General features: G+C 64.0%; 14 protein-coding genes. 2 read left to right on the top strand and 12 right to left on the bottom strand.

The window, feature by feature from the left end; all coding sequences use genetic code 11:
* Nucleotides 1-76: 76 nt before the first annotated feature.
* The gene (locus BHD07_RS18895) at nt 77-871 is read left to right on the top strand and encodes a helix-turn-helix domain-containing protein (RefSeq protein WP_100671976.1); all 795 of its coding nucleotides are present in this window, start codon (nt 77-79) and stop codon (nt 869-871) included.
* A 29-nt stretch (nt 872-900) separates the two neighbouring features.
* Here the strand turns inward: BHD07_RS18895 and BHD07_RS18890 are convergent, their stop codons facing one another.
* The 9 genes from BHD07_RS18890 to BHD07_RS18850 form a co-directional block, all read right to left on the bottom strand.
* Nucleotides 901-2,532 carry an ABC transporter ATP-binding protein gene (locus BHD07_RS18890; protein ID WP_018095535.1) on the bottom strand — a complete coding sequence of 544 codons (1,632 nt, stop codon included), beginning with the start codon at nt 2,530-2,532 and terminating at the stop codon, nt 901-903.
* Complete coding sequence (locus tag BHD07_RS18885) at nt 2,525-3,352, bottom strand: ABC transporter permease (protein WP_338282491.1); 828 nt, start codon at nt 3,350-3,352, stop codon at nt 2,525-2,527. The genes BHD07_RS18890 and BHD07_RS18885 overlap by 8 nt, the downstream gene beginning before the upstream one ends.
* Nucleotides 3,349-4,473, bottom strand: coding sequence for an ABC transporter permease (locus tag BHD07_RS18880; RefSeq protein WP_338282489.1), 1,125 nt, complete (start codon nt 4,471-4,473; stop codon nt 3,349-3,351). The genes BHD07_RS18885 and BHD07_RS18880 overlap by 4 nt, the downstream gene beginning before the upstream one ends.
* Nucleotides 4,458-6,047, bottom strand: a complete 1,590-nt coding sequence (locus tag BHD07_RS18875; RefSeq protein WP_018095532.1) for an ABC transporter substrate-binding protein — start codon at nt 6,045-6,047, stop codon at nt 4,458-4,460. Before BHD07_RS18875 ends, BHD07_RS18880 begins: the two co-directional genes overlap by 16 nt.
* Nucleotides 6,048-6,386: 339 nt before the next feature.
* Nucleotides 6,387-7,169, bottom strand: coding sequence for a carnitinyl-CoA dehydratase (locus BHD07_RS18870; RefSeq protein WP_275597607.1), 783 nt, complete (start codon nt 7,167-7,169; stop codon nt 6,387-6,389).
* Nucleotides 7,170-7,174: 5 nt separating this feature from the next.
* Nucleotides 7,175-9,238 (bottom strand): acetate--CoA ligase family protein, encoded by a 2,064-nt coding sequence (locus BHD07_RS18865; protein WP_338282486.1) that lies wholly within the window; start codon nt 9,236-9,238, stop codon nt 7,175-7,177.
* A gap of 77 nt (nt 9,239-9,315) precedes the next feature.
* Complete coding sequence (locus BHD07_RS18860; RefSeq protein WP_127711286.1) at nt 9,316-10,476, bottom strand: acyl-CoA dehydrogenase family protein; 1,161 nt, start codon at nt 10,474-10,476, stop codon at nt 9,316-9,318.
* Nucleotides 10,477-10,661: 185 nt separating this feature from the next.
* Entirely contained in the window at nt 10,662-12,152 is a 1,491-nt protein-coding gene (locus BHD07_RS18855) for a carnitine 3-dehydrogenase (protein ID WP_338282484.1), read from the bottom strand.
* A gap of 138 nt (nt 12,153-12,290) precedes the next feature.
* The gene (locus BHD07_RS18850; protein ID WP_018095527.1) at nt 12,291-13,193 is read right to left on the bottom strand and encodes a 3-keto-5-aminohexanoate cleavage protein; all 903 of its coding nucleotides are present in this window, start codon (nt 13,191-13,193) and stop codon (nt 12,291-12,293) included.
* A gap of 109 nt (nt 13,194-13,302) precedes the next feature.
* Here BHD07_RS18850 and BHD07_RS18845 point away from each other — a divergent pair, with 109 nt between their 5' ends.
* Entirely contained in the window at nt 13,303-14,274 is a 972-nt protein-coding gene (locus BHD07_RS18845) for a GlxA family transcriptional regulator (RefSeq protein ID WP_338282482.1), read from the top strand.
* 91 nt (nt 14,275-14,365) lie between these two features.
* Here BHD07_RS18845 and BHD07_RS18840 read toward each other — a convergent pair whose 3' ends face one another.
* The 3 genes from BHD07_RS18840 to BHD07_RS18830 are packed head-to-tail and all read right to left on the bottom strand — an operon-like array spanning nt 14,366 to nt 16,816.
* On the bottom strand, nt 14,366-15,127 hold the full coding sequence (locus BHD07_RS18840; RefSeq protein WP_338282480.1) for an SDR family NAD(P)-dependent oxidoreductase: 762 nt from the start codon (nt 15,125-15,127) through the stop codon (nt 14,366-14,368).
* Nucleotides 15,128-15,131: 4 nt separating this feature from the next.
* Nucleotides 15,132-15,950: an ABC transporter permease gene (locus BHD07_RS18835; protein WP_018095524.1), complete on the bottom strand. Its 819-nt coding sequence runs from the start codon at nt 15,948-15,950 to the stop codon at nt 15,132-15,134.
* Nucleotides 15,950-16,816 (bottom strand): ABC transporter permease, encoded by an 867-nt coding sequence (locus BHD07_RS18830; protein WP_338282479.1) that lies wholly within the window; start codon nt 16,814-16,816, stop codon nt 15,950-15,952. The genes BHD07_RS18835 and BHD07_RS18830 overlap by 1 nt, the downstream gene beginning before the upstream one ends.
* Nucleotides 16,817-16,832 lie beyond the last annotated feature (16 nt).

Here is a 16,832-nt window from a genome sequence, read left to right as displayed (position 1 = left end):
CAGGCCCCAGACAATTTCGCGACTTGACGCGAATTTTCGCTAGTTTACGCTGACTGAAATTCGAGGGGTGGAGCACTTGCAGCCGGACGACACATTCGTAACAAACCTGCGTTTTGCCTGTGCAACGCGGCGCTCGATCTCCCAGATCTGCCGCGAGATCGGCATCAACCGGCAACAGTTCAACCGCTACATCAACGGTGAGGCGCACCCCTCGGCGCACAACGTGCAACGGATTGCCGCGTTCTTCGGACTTGCGGCCGAGGATTTTTCGCTCTCACCCAAGCTGTTCGAGGCGCGCATGACCCGCCCCGAGCGGCACCGGCTGGAAGCGGGTCAGCTCCTCGAAGGGTTCCCGGGCGATGCCGCAGCCCTTCGCCACCATTTCGGCTACTACCAGACCTATCACCTTTCGCTCTCCTGGCCCGGCTTCGTGGTCTGTTCCTGCGCGCATATCTATGAGGAAGGCGGCTCGATTCGGGTGAAATCGATCGAGCGCATTCGCGACAAGGCGAACGAGATCGAACAGTTCTCGAAATATGTCGGCCTCGTCACCTTCTGGCGAAACCGCATCTTCATAGCCGAGCGCACCGTGGGGCAGGCGTCGATGCTGGCGCAGACGATCCTGATGCCCTTCGAGGTGCACCAGCGGGTCTATCTGCGCGGCACCACGATGGGGGTCTCGTGGCGCAAGGAAAACCTGCCCTACGCCTCGCGGATGATCTGGCGGCATATCGGGCTGGATCCGGACAAGCGCCAGATGCTTTCGCGCTGCGGGTTGCTTCCTTTCGGGTCGCGGCATCTGCCTTCTGCGGTCCGGCGCTTCCTGGAGACGCCGGAGGCCGAAGTGCTGACCATTCCCGCAGAATACTGACGAGTGCGCGTGGCGGCCGCCACGCGCATTCAATTGCCGGCGCTCTCCATCCGTCGCGTCTGCAGGACCTTTTCCAGCCAGCCGATTTCCATTTCGGGAACCGACTTCAAAAGCAGATCGGTATAGTCGTCGAAGGGCGGCGAAAGGACCTTAGACTTCGGACCGAAGCGCACCAGCCGGCCGCGATGCATTACGGCGACGCTGTCGGCGATTGCCCGGACGATCGCGATGTCATGGGTGATGAAGACGTAGGAAACGGCGGTTTCCTCCTGCAGCTTCAGAAGCAGGTTCAGAATGCCCTCCGCCACCAGCGGATCGAGCGCCGAGGTCGGCTCGTCGCAAAGGATGAGTTCCGGTTGGGCGGCAAGCGCCCGGGCGATCGCGACGCGCTGCTTCTGTCCGCCGGAAAGCTCGGCCGGATAACGATCGAGGAAGCGGGTGCCCATTTCGATCTGATCGAGCAGTTCCTTCACCCGCTCGGTCTTCTTGGCGCCATGCATTCCGAAGTAGAAGGAGAGCGGCCGGCCCACGATGTCGCGCACCGTTTGGCGCGGATTCATCGCCGTATCGGCCATCTGATAGATCATTTGGATCCGCCGAAGCTCGTCGTTGGTTCGCCCCTTCAAGGCTTTCGGCAGTTCCTTTCCTTCGAAGGTGATGCGCCCTTCGCTCGGCGGCAGCAGGCCGGTGATGACGCGTGCGAGCGTCGACTTGCCCGACCCGGACTCCCCGACGACTGCAAGCGTCTGTCCCTTAGGCAGATGCATCGAAACGTCATGCAGCACCTTGAAGCCGTTGGCGTAGCCGGCATGCACATGTTCGATCTTGAGAAGCGCGCCGGTCTGGTCCGGGGCCTCGACGCGTTTTTCCTGGCGGACGCTGACGAGGGCGCGGGTGTATTCTTCCCTCGGGGCCTCGATCACCTGCTTCGTGGTACCGTATTCCACGGTCTTGCCGTGACGCAGCACCATGATGTCATCGGAGATCTGGGCGACGACCGCAAGATCGTGGGTGATGTAGAGCGCCGCCGTGTCGGTCTCTTCGATCGCGTGCTTGATGGCCGCGAGCACGTCGATCTGGGTCGTCACGTCGAGTGCGGTGGTCGGCTCGTCGAAGACGATCAGTTCCGGATTGGGGCAGAGAGCCATGGCGGTCATGGCGCGCTGCAACTGCCCGCCCGACACCTGGTGGGGATAGCGGTCGCCGAAGGTCTCCGGATTGGGAAGGCCGAGGACCTCGAAAAGGTAGAGCGCGCGCCTGTTCGCCTCTTCACGGCTCATGACGCCGTGACGGACCGACGCCTCGATCACCTGATCGCCGAGCTTGTGCGCCGGGTTGAAGGCGGCTGCGGCGGACTGCGCGACGTAGCAGACATTGCGCCCGCGAACCGCGTTGATGCCGCTGCGGCCGAGCTTCAGGATGTCGCGGCCGTTGAGCAGCACCTCACCGCCGGTGATCCTCACCCCGCCGCGGCCATAGGCGAGCGCCGAAAGGCCGATGGTCGACTTGCCGGCACCGGACTCGCCGATGAGACCGAGCACCTTGCCTTTTTCGAGATCGAAGGAAACGCCCTCGACCAGCGTCACCACCTTCGGCGGTTCGCCCGGCGGATAGCTCGTCGCTTCGATCTTCAGGTTCTTGACGGAAAGCAGCTCAGGCATCGCCGCGGCCTCCTTTCAGGCTCGAGGTGCGCTTCATCAGCCAGTCGACGACGAGATTGACGCAAATGGCGAGGGCGGCGATCGCTCCGCCCGGGATGAGCGCGGCCGATATGCCGAAGATGATGCCATCCTTGTTGTCCTTGACCATGCCGCCCCAGTCGGCGGCCGGCGGCTGGATGCCGAGGCCGAGGAAGGAGAGGGTGGAGAGGAACAGGATCGAGAAGGCGAAGCGCAGACCGAACTCGGCGAGCAGTGGCGACAGCGTGTTCGGCAGAATTTCCCGGAAGATGATCCAGATATTGCCTTCGCCGCGTAACCGCGCAGCCTCGACGAATTCCATCACCGCGACATCGAGGGCGACGGCGCGGCCGATGCGGAAGACGCGCGTCGAGTCGAGCACGGCCACGACGAGGACCAGGATCCACAGATGCTGCGGCAGCACCGCGAGAACGACGAGTGCGAAGATCAGCGTCGGCACCGCCATCATCAGATCGTTGAAGCGGGAGAAGAACTGATCGACGAAGCCGCCCGTGACGGCTGCGGTGAAGCTCAGGATCATGCCGAGAGCGAAGGAGAGCACGGTTGCCGCCAACGCCACGAAGATGGTCGTGCGGGCACCGTAGATCAGGCGCGAGAGCAGGTCGCGGCCGAGATTGTCCGTGCCGAGCAGGAAATCGCCGCCGGCCGGAAGCCAGATCTCGCCGACCACTTCCCGCTCGCCGAAGGGCGCGAGAACGGGCGCGAAGAGAGCGCACAGAAGCGCGATCGCGATCCCGATGATGCCTATCCAGGCACTGAAGGGAATGGATTTCAGGTTCATCGCGGGTGCCTCAGTCTCGGATTGGCGAGAATGGCGAGAATGTCGGCCGCCATGTTGAGGAAGATGTAGAAGGCCGCAAAGATCAGCCCGCACGCCTGCACGACGGGCATGTCGCGCACCGTCACGGCATCCACCATGTATTGCCCCATGCCGGGATAAACGAAGACGACCTCGACCACGACGACGCCGACGACCAGATAGGCAAGGTTCAGCGCGATGACGTTGATCACCGGGGCCACGGCATTGGGGGCGGCGTGCCGTGCGATGATGCGGAACGTGCCGAGCCCCTTGAGTTCGGCGGTTTCCACGTAGGCCGACGACATGACGTTGAGGATGGCCGCGCGCGTCATGCGCATCATATGGGCGAGGACCACGAGCACGAGGGTCGCGACCGGAAGTGCGATTGCCGAAAGGCGGTCCATGAAGCCCATGCTGGCGTAGACGGTGGCCGGGAAGGTGGCGACCCCCCATTTGACGGCGAAGAACATGATCAGCAGATAGCCGATGAAGAACTCCGGCAGTGAGATCGCCGCAAGCGATATCACGTTGATGATCTTGTCAGGCAGGCGGTTGCGGAATTGCACCGCGAGCATCCCGAGACCCACGGCCAGCGGTACGGAGACGAGCGCCGCGAAGAAAGCCAGGAAGAGCGAGTTGCCGAGGCGGTTGCCGATCTGCTCGCTGACGGAATTCCTGCTCGCCCAGGACGTGCCGAAATCACCCTGCACGGCGCCGCCGAGCCAGCTGAGATAGCGCTCGCTCCAGGGGCGGTCGAGCCCGAGATCCTTGCGGATGTTCTCGACGGCCTGCGGCGTCGCCGACTGGCCGAGATAGGTGGTGGCGAAATCGCCGGGCAACGCCTCGATGCCGCCGAAGATCATCAGCGACACGGCGAAGAGCAGGCCGACGCTCAGTCCCAGGCGCTGAAGGATCAGCGCCGCGAGAGGACGGCGAAAGGCGAAGCGCCGCCAGAACGTGCCGCCGAGCTCGTCGGCGGCCGGGTCGGATTTGGCTGGGACACCGGAAAGATCGGGGGACCGCAGGGCTGTCTCGCCTGCGGTCGCATCCGTCACGACCGGACCCGTGATCGGTCCGCTTTCCATCATCAGGCGTCCAGCCATACCCTGGTCGCGACATAGCCGTTCGACATGTCGTTGCCGATGTCGTGGACGTAGCCCTTCACCGTTTTGCCGGCCGCGTTCACGAAGTCGTTGAACATCGGCAGGATCAGGCCGCCTTCGTCGCGCACCATCATCGCCATGGTGCGGTACATGTCCTTGCGCTTCGCTTCGTCCAGCTCGGAACGTGCTTCGAGCAGGATCTTGTCGAAATCCGGACGCTTGAAGCGGGTATCGTTCCAGTCGGCTGTCGAGAGATAGGCGGTGGAGTACATCTGATCCTGGGTCGGACGCCCGCCCCAATAGGATGTCGAGAAGGGTTGGACGTTCCAGACGTTGGACCAATAGCCGTCGCCCGGCTCGCGCTTGACCTCGATCTCGATGCCCGCCTTCTTGGCGCTCGCCTGGTAGAGGACGGCGGCATCGACCGCGCCCGGGAAAGCGACGTCCGAGGTGCGCAGCAGCACCGGACCGCTATGGCCGGACTTCTTGTAGTGGAATGCCGCCTTGTCCGGATCGTAGGCGCGTTGCTCGATACCTTCGGGGAAGAGCGCATAGGTGTCGTTGATCGGGAAGTCGTTGCCGACCTTGCCGTAGCCGCCAAGAATGCGCTGTACCAGCGTCTCGCGGTCCATCGCGTATTTCAGCGCCATGCGAAGGTCGTTGTTGTCGAACGGCGCCGTGTTGCAATGCATGATGAAGACGTAATGTCCTCGGCCCGACGTGTTGAGGATTTCGACGGTCGGCGCCTTCTTCAACAGGTTGACCGTCTTCGGGTCGACGCGGTTGATGAAGTGGACCTGGCCCGAGGACAGCGCCGCAATGCGCGCCGTCGCGTCGTTCATCGCGATCAGTTCGACGGAATCGACGTAGCCGCGGTCGGTGCGCCAGTCGTCGGCGTTCCTTTCGAATGTGGCCCGCACGCCCGGCTCGAAGCTTGCGACCTTATAGGGGCCGGTCCCGATCATGGCGTCGGGATTGTCCGTGCCGCCGTTCGGCTGGATGATGAGGTGATAATCGGTCAGCAGCAGCGGCAGGTCCGCATTGCCCTCCGTCAGCGTCAAGACGAGCTTGTCGCCGTCGGCCTTGATTTCCTTGATTGATTTCATCACGCCGAGCGCGCCGGACTCGGACTTTTCGTCCGTGTGTCGCTGCAGGGTCTTGATGACGTCGTCGATCGTCAGTTCCTTGCCGTCGTGGAATTTGACGCCCTTGCGGATCGTGAAGGTCCAGGTGGCGGCGTCGGCGGAGGGTTCCCAGGATTCTGCAAGCGCCGGCACCGGTTCGCCGGTCGTCGGGTGGCTCTCGACGAGCATGTCGCCCCAGTTCCGGCCGACCACGAACATGAATTGCGACAGCGCCTTTGCGGGATCCCGCGAATCGGTGGCGGCTGCCCCTTCGAGGCCGAGCTTCAGGTGACCGCCGCGCTTCGGCTCCTGCGCCGCGGCGCTGGACGCGAAGAGCGTATTCGCCGTAGACACGGCAATGCCGAGGGCGGCGGCGCGTCCGAGAAATTCACGCCGGTTCATTTTGCCGAGCATGACCTGACGTGCCAAATAGTCTTTGTAATCGCTCATTCCCCTGTTCCCTTCTTCAGCCGGCATTCGCCGTTCGTTGTGATTGGTAGAGTGTTCGCGTATTTGCCATCGGTCGAGATGGCCGGAGGTGGTTTGCAGTCCACCGGGATCGTCTCTATCCTGACCTCCTTGTCGTCTCTTTGCGCGTTATCCGCGTTGTTCATCCATAAGGCTAAACGCTTGGACGTGGCTTGTAACGTCCTAAATTATAAATCTTTTCCATAAGCATGTCTTATGGAAAGACTGCTCAGCCGCACGCGCCGGTGCTCGCGACGCGTCACGCTGAAGGCCGGCATCCTCCGGCTTCCACTCTGTCCGCGGCCGAAGAGGCCGCGTATCTCAGCGTCCCTTCCAGACCGGGTCGCGCTTCTCCGCAAAGGCGCGGGCGCCCTCGAGCTGGTCCTCGCTCGAATAGAGGACATCGACTGTCCTGAACTGGCGACGGGTGACCTTGTTCATGGTCGTCTGGAAGTCCCGGCCCTCGGCATCGCGGACCACTTCCTTGATTGCGGCATAGACGAGCGGCGGGCCGCTTTCGAGCAGGCGCGCCAGTTCCCAGGCCCGGTCCATCAGCCGTCCGGCCGGCAGGATCTCGTTGACGAAGCCCCAGCGGTTCGCTTCGACCACGTCGAGCCAGCGGCCGGTGAGCAGCATGTCCATGGCGATATGGTAGGGGATTCGCTTCGGCAGCTTGATCGAAGCGGCATCGGCGAGCGTGCCCGAGCGGATTTCGGGGAGTGCGAAACTCGCATGTTCGGCTGCGAGGATGATGTCGGTCGAAAGCGCGATCTCCAGGCCGCCACCGCAACAAATGCCGTTGACGGCCGCGATGACGGGCTTGTTGAGGTCACGCAGTTCCTGCATCCCGCCGAAACCGCCGACGCCGTAGTCTCCATCGACTGGATCGCCTTCCGCGGCCGCCTTCAGATCCCAGCCGGGGCAGAAGAATTTCTCGCCGGCGCCGGTGACGATCGCGACCCTGAGCTCCGGGTCGTCCCGGAAATCGCGGAAGATTTCGCCCATGACGCGGCTGGTCTTCAGGTCGATGGCGTTGGCCTTCGGCCGGTCGATCGTGACTTCGAGAATGCCGCCTTCGCGGCGCGTAAGGATCGGTCCGGTCATGGGCGTCATTTCCTCCGGCGGATCAGGGCGTCGGCGGCAACGGCTCCGTGGCCGTCCGGCAGCACCATTATAGGATTGATATCGAGTTCTTCGAGTTTGGAAGCGTTTGCAACGACATAGGATGCCGCGGCAGCGACAGTTCCTGTCAAGGCGGCGATATCGCCCTTGGGATTGCCGCGATAGCCGTCGAGCAGCTTGGCGATCTTCAGGCCCGCAATCGCATCGCGGATCATCTCTTCGGTGACCGGCAGCGTGAGGATCGCGGAATCCTCCAGCAATTCGACGAGAATTCCGCCCGCGCCGATCGTCAGCACCGGACCTGCGACCGCGTCGCGCATCGCCCCGACGATCAGCTCCGCCACAGGCCTGGCGATCATCTTCTCGACGAGGTAACCGGAGGCGACCGCAGCCATGCCTCGCGCCGCCGTGATGACCTCCTGACGGCTTGTCAGATTGACCTTGACCGCACCGGCTTCGGTCTTGTGCGCCACGCCGAGGCCCTTGAGGACCACGGGGAAGCCGAGGGCCTCGGCCGCCGCTGCGGCTTCCTCGACTGTCGCGGCGCTCCTGCCACCGGGAACGATGACGCCCGCTGCCGCGAGCTCAGCCTTCGCTTCGGCTTCGCTCAGGGTGACGATCTCGCCTCCCTCAGGACGCGAGCGGAGGAGGGGAGGTGCTGCGGGCTTTGCCCATATCGCGCCGATCGCAGCGGCGGTCTCGATGGCGGCGAGCGCCTCGTCGATGCCGAAGAAGGGCACGACGCCCGCCGACACCAGCGAGAGAGCGGTTTCCTCGGGCATGTTCTCGCCGAGGCTGGCAACGATACCGGCGACCGCGCCGGTAGCCTTCGTCGCATCGATGATCGCCTCACAGGTCGTGACCCAGTCGGCCGCGTCGCATCGGTCGAGCCGCGGGAAATCGAGCACGATCAGGTTGAGGGCATAGCCGCCGCGCATCATGGCCGTGAAGGCGGCCGTCTGCTTCTCGCGATTTCCCCAGACGAAGGTGTGGTAGTCGAGCGGATTGGCGATCGTCACCATTTCGCCGAGGCTTTCGCGCAGCGGCTGGCGCTGTTCCTCCCTGAGTGCCCGGAAATTGACTTTGCGCCGGACGCCGGCATCCGCCATCAGCGATGCCTCGCCGCCCGAACAGCTCATCGAGGAGATATCGGCGCTGGGCAGCGGCCCATGAAGATGCAGCAGCTTCAGCGTTTCGAGCAACTCGGGCAGCGTATCGACGCGGCCGATGCCGAGGCGGGCGAGCAGGGCCGAGGAGACCCGGTCGTTGCCGGCTAGGGAGGCGGTATGGGAGACGGTTGCAAGCTGGGCTGCTTCCGATTTTCCGACCTTCAGCGTGACCACGGGTTTGCGCAGCTCGCGTGCGCGGGCGGCAAGCCTTTCCAAAGCCTCGATGCTGTCGAAGCCTTCGATATGGAGACCGACGGCGGTGACGCGCGGATCCTCGAGCACGGCGCAGGCGATGTCGGAAAGGCCCGTCTGCGCCTGGTTGCCGGCCGTCATGACATAGGCCAGCGGCAGCCCGCGCTTCTGCATGGAGATGTTGCAGGCGATGTTGGAAGATTGCGTGAGGATCGCGACGCCGCGTTCGACCCGAAGCATGCCGTGCTGGTCGGGCCAGAGCAGCGCGCCGTCCAGCATGTTGATGAAACCGTAGCAGTTGGGCCCGACGATCGGCATGTCGCCGGCCGCCGCGACGAGCGCCTCCTGCAGGTCGTTGCCGTCGGCAAGCTCGTTTGCCGCCTCGCGGAAACCGGAGGCGTAGCAGACGGCACCCCCGGCGCCGCGCGCGGCGAGATCGCGGATGATCTCGATCGTGAGCGCGCGGTTGACCCCGACGAAGGAGGCATCCGGCGCCCCCGGCAGGTCGGACACCGAGCGGTAGCAGCGGCGGCCGAGGATTTCTTCTTCGCGCGGGTGGACCGGCCAGATGTCGCCGGCAAAGCCCATCTTGTCGCATTGCTCGATGACGCGGCGCGCCTCCTTGCCGCCGAAGACGGCGATGGAGCGTGGGCGGATGAGACGGTCGAGGGAGCGGGGAGTGGAGGTCATGCCGCGCCCCCGTGGAGTGCGCCGGGGAGATGCCCGGCAGGGCAGAGGGGGGTAATTTGCGGAAGCTCGCCCATCGTTCAAGCCCCCAGCGGCCGGAGCAGATCGCGGCTGATGATGTGTCGCTGGATCTCGGACGTCCCATCCCAGATGCGCTCGACGCGGGCGTCGCGCCAGAAGCGGGCGAGCGGCAGGTCGTCCATGAGTCCCATGCCGCCATAGATCTGGATCGCCTCGTCTGTGACGCGGGCGAGCATTTCGGTGGCATAGACCTTGGCCGAAGCGATCTCGCGGTTGGACGGCAGGCCCTGGTCGAGCCGCCAGGCGGCCGAGAGTGTCAGAAGGTCGGCCGCGTCGATTTCGGTGATCATGTCGGCAAGTTTGAAGGAGACTCCCTGGTTGGCGCCGATCGGCTTGCCGAACTGCTTGCGCTCGGCCGCGTAGGAGAGTGCGTAATCGAAGGCGCGACGGGCGCGGCCGACGGAGGTGGCCGCCACGGTCAGGCGCGTGGCGTAGAGCCAGTCGTTGGCAATATCGAAGCCTTTATGGGCCTCGCCGAGGATCTGGGCCGAAGGCAGCCGGCAGTCGTCGAAAGTGAGGATGCAGTTCTTGTAGCCGCGATGCGAGACGGAATTGTAGCCTTCGCGGATTTCGAAGCCGGGGGTGCCGCGATCGACCAGGAAACAGGTGATCTTCTTCTTCGGTCCGCGCGGCGTCTGCTCCTCGCCGGTGGCGACGAAGACGATGACGAAATCGGCAATGTCGGCATGGCTGATGAAGTGCTTCGTCCCGTTGACGATCCAGTCGTCGCCGTCCTGCCGTGCGAAGCATTTCATGCCGCGCACGTCCGAGCCGGCATCCGGTTCGGTCATGGCGAGCGCGTCGAACTTGTCGCCGCGGACGGCTGGGAGCAGGTATCGCTCCCGCTGATCCTCGTTGCAGGCCATCAGGATGCCGGACGGCCGCCCGAAAAAGACGGTGAGGCCCATGGACCCGCGGCCGAGCTCGCGCTCGACCAGAGTGAAGGTCAGATGGTCGAGGCCGGCGCCGCCGACCTCTTCCGGGAAGTTGCAGGCGAAGAAGCCGAGTTCCTTGCATTTGCGGGCGATTTCCAGCCCGAGTTCGCGCGGCACCACTCCGGTCCGCTCGACCTCGTTCTCATGCGGATAGATCTCGGTCTCGACGAAGGTGCGGACCGTGTCGACGATCATCTGCTGTTCTTCGGTCAGTGCGAAATTCATTGTTCTCCCTCGTCAATTCTGGTGCGCGCGGCAGATCGCTCCTCAACGATCTGCTGCGGGCTCTCGGGCGGTGCCCCTCTCCTCGGGCTAATCCGAGGACTATCCCTCTCCCCGTCGGGACGTCCTTGGGACGGGGAGAGGTGCCGGCAGGCGGATGAGGGGCTCTTATCCCGCCAGCATCGCCATCACCGTCTCTGCCCCACATGCCGTCCCGCGCCCTCGGGCGCGTCCAGCTTCGCATGACCTTCCGCGATCGGCTTCAGCTTGGCCATCACCTCCGTCGGTGCCGGCACGGATTTGCCGGCCTTGGCGTCGACATGCAGCATCATCTGTTCGGCGGTGGCGATGAGGTCGCCCGACGCCGCATCGTGAATGCGCGTGAAGAAGTGAATGCGCTTCTCGTCCGACGAAAGAAGCTGCAGGGTCGTATAGAGCGCCTGTCCGAGCTTGGCTTCGCCGAGATGACGGATGTGGGTCTCGACCGTGTAATAGCTGTGGCCGGCCTCGACATAGGCGAAGTCGACGCCGATCAACTTGAGCAGTGCGTCCGAGGTGTCGCCGAAGAGCTGTAAGTATCGATGCTCTGTCATGTGGCCGTTGTAGTCGACCCAGGCGGCGTTGACCCTGGTATCGACCAGACGCAGCGGCCCGGACGCGTCCAGGCTCTTCGACGGACTGCCGCCCTTTTCCCAAAGCCGCTTCTCGAAATCGGCGAGCAGCTTGCCGGCACCCCAGCCTTTGCCGCCGTCGCCGGCCTTCAAGGCATGCATGATGCCGACGAGGTTTTCGTCCCGGATGCGTTCGAGTTCGCGGATGGAGCGACCGGCGGCCTGCGCGTCCGATTGTGCCCCGATCTTCTCGACGAGCGCGTCGTCGAGATCGACCACGTCGGTGAATTTCGTCCAGGGCCATTTGAGGCAGGGGCCGAACTGGGCGAGGAAATGGCGCATGCCCGCTTCGCCGCCGGCGATGCGATAAGTCTCGAAGAGACCCATCTGTGCCCAGCGCATGCCGAAGGAATAGCGCATGACGTCGTCGAGCGTCTCGGTATCGCAGATGTCGTCCTGGATCAGCCAGAGTGCTTCGCGCCAGAGCGCCTCGAGCAGGCGGTCGCCGACGAAGGCCTCTATCTCCTTGGCGATGACGACGCCCTTCATGCCGATCTCGGCGACCGCTTCCTCGGCGCGCCTGATCGTTTCCGGCGACGTCTTCTTGCCGCCGACGAGCTCCACCAGCGGCAGCAGATAGACCGGGTTATAGGGATGGGCCACGAACATGCGTTCGGGGTGTTTCATCTCGGCCTGCAGGTCGGACGGGAGCAGGCCCGAAGTGGAGGAGCCGATGAGGGCGTCGGGCCGGGCGGCGGCATCGATCTCGTTGATGACGCCGCGCTTCAACGGCAACCGTTCGGGCACGCTTTCCTGAATCCAGTCAACGTCCTCGACTGCTTCCTGAACGCTCTTGCAGAAGGTGAATTTGCCGCGCGGCGGAAGCGGCGCCATGGTCAGCATGCCATAGGCGCGTTCCGCGTTGGCCATGACCTCGCCGATGATGCGCTCGGCTTCCGGATGCGGGTCGAAGATGTTGACGTCTATTCCTGCAAGCGCAAAACGCGCAGCCCAGGCCCCGCCGATGACGCCGCCGCCGATACAGGCGGCCCTGGTGATTGTGGTCATTCCCCTCTCCATTCAAAATGTCGTAAGAGCCGCTCCCGATCCCTTCGGGATCGACCTCCCCACAAAGGGGAGGGACAGGTGGCGCCTGCCGCGGCAGGTTAAGTCCTCCCCTTGTGGGGAGGGTTGGGAGGGGTCTTGTTACCGCTTCGTCAGCTTCAGCTTCCTGCGGACCTCCTCCGGACCGATGATCTTCGCGCCCATGCTCTCGACGACGGAAACCGCTTTCTCCACGAGCTGGGCATTGGTCGCCAGCTGGCCCTTGCCGACATAGAGATTGTCTTCCAGGCCGACGCGGACGTTGCCGCCGGCAAGGATTGCGGCAGCGGGATAGGCCATGGCGTTGCGGCCGATCGAGAAGGCGGAAAAGGTCCAGTTCGAGGGAACGTTGTTGACCATGGCCATGAAGGTGTTGAGATCGTCCGGCGCGCCCCACGGAATGCCCATGCAGAGCTGGATCAGCACCGGATCCTCGATCAGGCCTTCTTCGGCGAGTTGCTTGGCGAACCACAGATGCCCGGTATCGAAGGCCTCGATCTCCGGACGCACGCCGAGTGCGGTCATCTGCCGTGCCATCTCGCGCAGCATCGACGGCGTATTGGTCATGACGTAATCGCCGAGCGAGAAATTCATGGTGCCGCAGTCGAGCGTGCAGATTTCCGGCAGGCATTCGGCGACATGCGCGACGCGTTCGGTGGCGCCGGCCATGTCCGTGCCCTTCTCGTTGACGGGGAAGGGGCTCTCGACGTTACCGAAGACGAGGTCTCCGCCCATGCCGGCGGTCAGATTGAGCACCACGTCGATGTCGGCGGAGCGGATGCGGTCGGTCACCTCCCTGTAGAGGTCGAGCCGCCGCGCAGGCGCGCCGGTGTCGGGATCGCGGACGTGACAGTGGACGACCGCGGCACCCGCCTTGGCGGCCTCGATCGCCGATTCGGCGATCTGTTTCGGCGTGACCGGAACGTGGCTGGATTTCGAGACGGTGTCTCCGGCGCCGGTGACGGCGCATGTGATGAACACCTCGCGGTTCATGCTGAGCGGCATTGATGTCCTCCCTTTCGTTGCCCGTATTACGGGCCAGAAAGTGCCGCATTGCTTTGCAATAAGAGAAGCATCCTATACATTATCGGAATTCTCTGGAGGAAGTTTTGCCGTGGACAGCAGCATCGCGCAGGCGCAGCATATCGACCTTCTGATCTTGCCGGAGACCAATCTCATCCTTGTCGCATCGGTTGTCGAACCGTTGCGCGCCGCCAATCGCATCGCCGGGCGCACGCTTTACAGCTGGAGCCTGTTCAGTCCGGACGGGAGGGCGATCGAGACGAAGAGCGGCATTCCCGTCCCGGTGGCCGGCGCCTTCCGCCCGCAGCGCGAGACGGCGCCGCTCTTCGTGCTTTCCAGCTACCACTGGCAGCGCAGCGCCACCTCGCAGCTCAAGATGCTCCTGTCGCAGACGGCGCGGCACCGGGAGATGATGGCCGGAATCGAATCCGGCTCCTGGCTGCTGGCGGAGACGAGCCTCCTCGACAATTTCTCGGCCACCACCCACTGGGAGGATTTCGAGGATTTCGCCGCCGCCTATCCGCAGGTGACGATGGTGCGCGAGCGTTTCGTCATCGACCGAAAACGCATCACCACCGGCGGCTCGCTGCCGACGCTGGACCTGATGCTGGAACTGATCCGCCGCGCGCACGGCTATTCGCTGGCGCTCGAAGTGTCGCGCCTCTTCATCTACGAGCAGGAACGCACCCGCGGCGACCGCCTGCAGGTACCCGCGATCGGCAACATGCGCATTCTCGAGACCCGCGTCGGCGCCGCGGTCAAGCTGATGGAAGAAACGGTCGAGGCTCCGCTGACGCTCGCGCGGCTGGCGCGCCGCGTGGGGGTCAGTGCCCGGCACCTTCAGGATCTCTTCAAGGAGACCATGGGCGTCGCGCCGCACGAACACTATTTGGCGCTGCGGCTGAACGCAGCGCGGCGCAAGGTGATCGAAACGCGGATGGAGTTCGCCGACATTGCGGCGATTTCCGGCTTCAATTCGTCATCTTCATTTTCGCGCAGCTATCGCGCGCATTATCGCGAAAGCCCCAGCGAGACGCGCCGGCGGCTCAAGCTGAAGAACTGATTCAAGGGCTTCAGGCGGAAGATGAGCGAAGCTGAGTTTTCCGAGTCGAATCAGAGGTCTGCGGCCAATCCATCGAGAGATGATTCAGCGATCAGACCACCGTCTCGCCCCCGTCCACCACGAGGATCTGTCCCGTCATGTAGGAGGAACGGTCGGAAACAAGGAAGAGGATCGACTCGGCGATCTCGTCGACGCTCGCCCAGCGGCCGAGCGGAACCCTCTCGCGGATATAGGCTTCGATGGCCTCGCGCCCGCCCATCTGGTCGATGAAGGGTTCGTTGAAGGGCGTGTCGACCCAGCCGGGGCAGAGAGCGTTCACCCTGACACCGTATTTCGCATAGTCGCCCGCCATCTGCCGGGTCATGGCGATGACCGCGTGTTTCGTCGTCGTATAGGCGATCATCTCACGATCGTAGAGGACGCCGGACGAAGACGACGTGTTCACGATCACGCCGCGACCGGCCGCCTTCATCGAGGGCATGACGAGGCGTGCAGCCATGAAATGGGCGCGGACGTTGAGGTTCCAGGACCGGTCGAAACCCGCCACCTCGACCTTTTCCAGGTCGCCGGCGACCTGCGCGCCGGCGTGATTGTGCAGGATGTCGATCCGCCCGTGCCGATAGAGGATATCGGCGATGCCGTGCGCAAGCGCTTCGTCGTCGGTGACGTCGACCGCGAGCGCTTCAGCGCTGCCGCCCACGGTGGCGATCGCCGCCACGGTTTCGCCCGCGGCTTCCACGCTGCGGTCGACGACGACCACATGGGCGCCTTCGCGGGCGATGATGGCGGCACCCGCCCGGCCGATTCCGGAGCCCGCTCCGGTCACGATCGCGATCCGGTCATTCAGGATCATGGTTTCACTCCCCGGATTTGCTTTTCTTTTCGCGCATGAGCACGCGGGCGGTCAGGATAAGGAACAGCGAGGCGACCAGGACCAGGGTCGCGATCGCGTTGATTTCGGGCGTCACCCCGCGGCGGATCGAGGCGAAGACATAGATCGGCAGGGTCGTCTTCGAGCCGGCGACGAAGAAGGCGATGATGAAGTCGTCGAAGGAGAAGGTGAAGGCGAGGAGAAAGCCCGCGAGGATCGACGGCAGGATCTGCGGCAGCACGATCAGCCGGAAAGTGGTGAGCGGCGTCGCATAGAGGTCGCCCGACGCCTCGACGATGTCGCGGCCGAGGCTCGCGATGCGCGCCTTGACGATCATGGTGACGAGCGCCATCGAGAAGAGCCCGTGGGCGGCGATGATGGAGCCGTAACCGAGTCCCAGTTGCGGCGGCTGATCGCCCGGCCAGAGGGCTGCGATCGTCGGGTTGACGAAGGAGAAGACAGCGACGAGTGCGACCAGCGTCGCGATGCCGATGACGACGCCCGGGACGACGATCGCCGCGGCGAAGAGAGCATCGAAGAGAGCGCGCATGCGGGAGCCAAGCCGCTCCATGCCGAGCGCTGCCATGGTGCCGAAGACGGCGGCAAGCGTGGCGCTGGTGAAGGCGATGATCAGGCTGTTCTGCAGCGCCGAGACGAGAAAGGTGTTGCCGAGCGCCTTGCCGTACCAGGCGAGCGAAAAGCCCGTGAACTCGCTCGCATTGCGGCCGGCATTGAACGAGAAGAGCACGACCAGCGCGATCGGCGCATAGAGGAAGAGATAGACGGAGGAAATGAAGGCGCGCATCAGACGAGATCCACCTGTCTTGTTCCGGCGACCTTCCAGGCGATTCGCATCGCCAGCATGAGCACGACGACGACGACGGCGACGAGTGTCACGGCGATCGCCGATCCGAAGGGCCAGTTCCGAGACTGCAGGAAGAGATCGACCAGCGCATTGCCGATGAAGAAGACCTTGCCGCCGCCGAGCAGCTGCGGGATCAGATACTCGCCGAGAAGCAGGATGGTGACGAGCGCGACGCCCGTCATGACCCCCGGCAGCGACAACGGCAGAGTGACGCCCAGAAAGGTGGAGACGGGCTTGCCGCCGAGATCGGCGGAAGCCTCCAGCAGGCGGCGGTCGAGCTTTTCCAGGCTCACATAGATCGGCATGATCATCAGCGGCAGATAGCCGTAGACGATGCCGAGCAGCACGGCGCCGGGCGTATTCAGCATGCGGACGTCCTCGATGCCGATCATCGACAGGAGATTGGGAATGCCGCGCGAGCCGAGGATGTACATCCAGGCATAGGTACGCACGAGCAGGCTCGTCCAGAAAGGAACGACGACGAGCGAGACGAGTATGAGGCGGTAGCGCGGATTTGCCTTGACGGCGAGGTAATAGGCGACCGGATAGGCGACGATGAGGCAGAGCAGGGCGCCGGCCGGGGCGAGCATCAGCGTGTTCCAGAAGGCGGCCGCGCGAGTCGGCAGATTGGCGAACTGCGCAAAGGTGAAGGCCGGCTGGTATCCGCCTTCAGGCGCCCGCTCGCCAAAGGCGAAGACGAGCATGGCGATGAATGGGAGAACCAGGAAGACGGTGAGCCACGCGGCCGCCGGCGCAATCAGCGCCGCCGTAACCAGTTTCCTCTTCGTGTTCGTTGCTGCCTGCATGATTTGTCCGTGAACT

The organism is Sinorhizobium sp. KGO-5, assembly GCF_036245905.1.
GTDB classification, from domain to species: Bacteria; Pseudomonadota; Alphaproteobacteria; order Rhizobiales; family Rhizobiaceae; genus Sinorhizobium; species Sinorhizobium meliloti_A.
This window is presented reverse-complemented; position numbering and strand designations above follow the sequence as displayed.